Origin of the sequence: Pseudomonas sp. NBRC 111127 (assembly GCF_001320345.1) — a bacterium.
Taxonomy (GTDB): Bacteria; Pseudomonadota; Gammaproteobacteria; order Pseudomonadales; family Pseudomonadaceae; genus Aquipseudomonas; species Aquipseudomonas juntendi.
The window spans coordinates 1-3,499 of the sequence record NZ_BCBD01000263.1; the positions used below are offsets into that span (position 1 = coordinate 1).

The window sequence follows — 3,499 nt, forward strand, 5'->3', positions numbered from 1 at the left end:
CGGCGCCGACATCGTCAAGGCCTACGGCGGCACCGTGAAGGTGCTGGGGCTGGTCGAGAACAGCTCGACCACGGCTATTGTCGAGAAGATCCGCAAGCACTGATCGAGCGCCACTCTTTCACTGGTCTGTGTAGGAGCGGCCTTGTGTCGCGAAAGGGCTGCGCAGCAGCCCCAGGATTCCGCCGCAAATGCAAAAATAGCTGGGGCTGCTGCGCAGCCCTTTCGCGACACAAGGCCGCTCCTACAGGGGCCACGCAGGCTTCAGAATCTTATTTGTGAAGTGAGGTGCGCGCCCGCTGCAGCAACGCCCGCGCCTTGTCGCCGAAACGTTGCAGGCGTGAGGCCCGCGCCGGCTTGCTTTCCACCAGGCCTTGCTGCTTGACCCAATCCCTCCAGCGCACCCGCTCGTCCGCCACTACCCAACCTTCCTGCCTGGCAAAGCTTTCGGCCAGGTAAAGGCCGCGCGTACTCGCAGGCACCAATTCGTCCTTCTTCAACGTGTACAGCTCTGCCAGCGGTTGGCCGTCCTGCAACGGCATCAGGTACAGGTCAGGGCGCTTGCGGTTGAGCCTCGCCACCAGTTGGTCGCCTTCCAAACGCTCGTCAACGTGGAACAAGCTGAGCTTCTTGGCGTCCCGCGGCACCTGCAAACGCATGTCATAGATCAGTTGCAACGACGCAGTGGGCAAGTGCACATAGGCCCGCGGCCGCTCCAGCAGGGGCAGCTGGCCACAGTGTACGGGCCGGGCGGCACCGGATTGCGGGGCCAGCACGAAGTGCGGGGTTTCGCGGTAGTGCAGGGCGGCAGCGTAGGGGACGGGTAGCCAAGTGTCGTTGAAGCGCCCGCCCAGCCAGCCTTCCGGGGTTTCCAGCAGGCATTCTTCGGCCACTTCCTGCACGGCAGTATGCAGGGGCAGGTTCAGCTCCTGCGCCGGCACGTAGCCGGAAATCAGTTTCAGTACCACATCGCCCCGGTCTTGCCGGCGCTGGCGCACCAGCACCCAGTAATCGCGGTTCTGCCAATGCAGCGTCAGGCGCACCGATACGCCCAGGTTTGCCAGTTCGGCCACGAAGCGCTGCGGGTCGGGCAGTTCGATGGCTTTGCGCCGCTGTTGGGTCTGGGCGAAATTCAGCGGCATGCCGATGCTCTGGTAAATCAGCCCTTCGGCGCTCGCCTCGACGTGCAATGGCAGTGTCTTGAAGTTGCTCGGGTTCTTGCGGATCAGCGTTCGCGCCACGAGGCTCCTCCTTGCGTCGGGTCAGTTTCCAGGCCCAGGGGGCCGTGGGTAACTCAGTGCTGGCCCAGAATACGGGCAACGGTGGCCACGTTATGGGCCAGGTGCAACGGGTTGATGGTGCCGACGATAGCACTGCTGACGCCCGGGTGGGCGAACAGCAGTTCGAAACTGGCCTTCACAGGGTCGACACCCGGCGCCAGGCAAAGGTGCCCGCTGGCCAGCGCCTTTTTCACCAGGATGGCCTTGCCGTGCTCGGCAGCGTAGTCCAGCACCGGCCGTTCTGCCTGCTCGCTGAGGTTGTAGGTGACCATGGCGCAATCGCCTTGCTCCAGGGCCTTCAGGCCCCCGGCGACGGTTTTGCCGGACAGGCCGTAGCCAAGGATCTTGCCCTCTTGTTTGAGCGCGGCCAGCGTCTGGTACACCTCTTGCTGTTCAAGAATGGCCAGGTCGTTGCCGTCGGAATGCACCAGCACCAGGTCGATGCGGTCGGTTTCCAGGCGGCGCAGGCTGCGCTCCACCGAGCGGCGGGTGTGGGCGGCGGTGAAATCGAAATGTGACTGGCCACCGTCGAATTCTTCCCCGACCTTGCTCACGATCACCCACGCGTCGCGCTGGCCGCGCAGCAGCGGGCCCAGGCGTTCCTCGCTGCGGCCATAGGCGGGGGCGGTATCGATCAGGTTGATGCCCAGTTCGCGGGCCTGGGCCAGCAGCATGCGGGCTTCGTCGTCGCTGGGGATGGTGAACCCATTGGGGTATTTCACGCCCTGATCGCGGCCCAGCTTGACCGTACCCAGGCCGAGTGGCGAAACCTGAAAGCCGGTGCTGCCCAGCGGGCGTTGCAAACCGTGCAGGGTGGGCAGGCTCATGGCAGCAGGCGCTCCCAGGCCGGCACACCCAGCACCGGCCGAGGCAGGTCGCCTAGCTCGGCATGCGCCTGTGGGCGGATCCCGTCGCGTTGCAGGTGGCTGATGACGCGGTCGCTGAAGTCCGGTGCCAGCGCCAGTTTGGTCGGCCAGCCCACCAGCAGGCGGTGTTGCTCGGCGAGGAAGGCGTTGTCCGGGCGTACCAGGCCGGACTGTGCCGGTTCTGCGCGGTCGACCCGCAGTGTGGCCCAGTGCAGTTGGCTTTGGTCGACCCAAGGCAGCAGGCTGGCGATTTCCTTCTGGGCGGCGGCTATTTGTGCCGCAGGCTCGCGGGCGACGCCATCGGCTTCGGCCAGGTCGCCACCCAGGTACCAGACCCACTGGCCATCGGCCGCGGGGTGGGTGGTGATGGTGACCCTGGGCTTTGGCCCGCTGCCCAGGCAGTGTGCGTACAGCGGTTTGAGGTTGGCGCCTTTGGCCAGCACCATGTGCAACGGGCGGGTTTGCATGGCCGGCTGCTGCAGCCCCACGGCATGCAGCAGGTCGGCGGTGCCGGCGCCGGCGCTGAGTACGATGCGTTGCGCACGGATGTCACGGCCGTCCACGCGCAGGCCGACCAGTTCTTCACCTTCGCGCAGCGGTTCGATGTGCTCGCCAGCCAGCAGGCTGTCACCTGCCAGTTCGGCCAGGTTGGCCAGCAGGCTGGGCACGTCGATGACCAGTTCAGCCAGGCGGTAGACCTTGCCTTTGAACGCGCGGTCTTGCAGGGCGGGTGGCAGTTGCTCGCCCTTTACCTGATCGACCCGGCCGCGCACGGCCTTGCTGGCAAAGAAGCTGGTGAGGTTGCCGGCCAGGGTGCCTGGCGACCACAGGTAGTGGGCATCGGACAGCAGGCGGGTGCCGGCAAGATCCAGCTCGCCGCTGCCGCTCAAGGCTTCGCGCCAGCGGCGCGGCATGTCGGCAATGGCTTCCGACGCGCCGGTCAGGGCACCGTGCAGGGCGTACTTGGTGCCGCCATGGATAATGCCCTGGGACTTGATAGTCTGCTCACCGCCAAGGCTGGCGCGCTCCACCAGCACTGTCGAATACCCCATGCGGCGCAGGCGTGCATTGAGCCAGAGGCCTGCGACCCCGGCGCCGACGATCAGCACGTCAGTGGAAATGGCAGATGGCATGGCGGTACCTCGAAGACTGGGACAGCTGGCAAGTATACAGGGTATCCCCCAGCGGGCCCTACCGCCGGCAAACCCGGCCAGTGCTACCCCGTGGGCGCTGGCTTGCCTCGCGGGGCACAGCTCAATGCCCGGTGGTCTTGGAGAACAGCTGAATCACCACCACCCCGCCGACAATCATCGCCATCCCCAGCATCGCCGGCACATCCAGTTTCTGCCCGTAGAT

At 65.7% G+C, this 3,499-nt stretch carries 4 protein-coding genes and 1 pseudogene; 1 reads left to right on the plus strand and 4 read right to left on the minus strand.

Features of this window, described 5'->3' with window-relative positions; translation table 11 throughout:
- On the plus strand, positions 1 to 103 hold a 103-nt coding region (locus APH30_RS29740; RefSeq protein WP_256222147.1), incomplete at its 5' end, for a hypothetical protein.
- 166 nt (positions 104 to 269) lie between these two features.
- On the opposite strand, the gene APH30_RS26470 is transcribed toward APH30_RS29740, so the two are convergent.
- From APH30_RS26470 to APH30_RS26485, 4 genes and pseudogenes are all read right to left on the minus strand, one after another.
- Positions 270 to 1,238 carry a hypothetical protein gene (locus tag APH30_RS26470; protein WP_054904857.1) on the minus strand — a complete coding sequence of 323 codons (969 nt, stop codon included), beginning with the start codon at positions 1,236 to 1,238 and terminating at the stop codon, positions 270 to 272.
- A 53-nt stretch (positions 1,239 to 1,291) separates the two neighbouring features.
- Positions 1,292 to 2,104, minus strand: coding sequence for an aldo/keto reductase (locus APH30_RS26475; protein ID WP_054914193.1), 813 nt, complete (start codon positions 2,102 to 2,104; stop codon positions 1,292 to 1,294).
- On the minus strand, positions 2,101 to 3,276 hold the full coding sequence (locus tag APH30_RS26480) for an FAD-binding oxidoreductase (RefSeq protein WP_009681341.1): 1,176 nt from the start codon (positions 3,274 to 3,276) through the stop codon (positions 2,101 to 2,103). Before APH30_RS26480 ends, APH30_RS26475 begins: the two co-directional genes overlap by 4 nt.
- Positions 3,277 to 3,397: 121 nt before the next feature.
- Positions 3,398 to 3,499: pseudogene (locus APH30_RS26485) on the minus strand (multidrug DMT transporter); the annotation flags it as partial.

Coding starts and splice junctions, on each gene's coding strand:
- APH30_RS26475 (WP_054914193.1), bottom strand. CDS start 2,104: ATGAGCCTGCCCACCCTGCACGGTTTGCAACGCCCGCTGGGCAGCACC.
- APH30_RS26480 (WP_009681341.1), bottom strand. CDS start 3,276: ATGCCATCTGCCATTTCCACTGACGTGCTGATCGTCGGCGCCGGGGTC.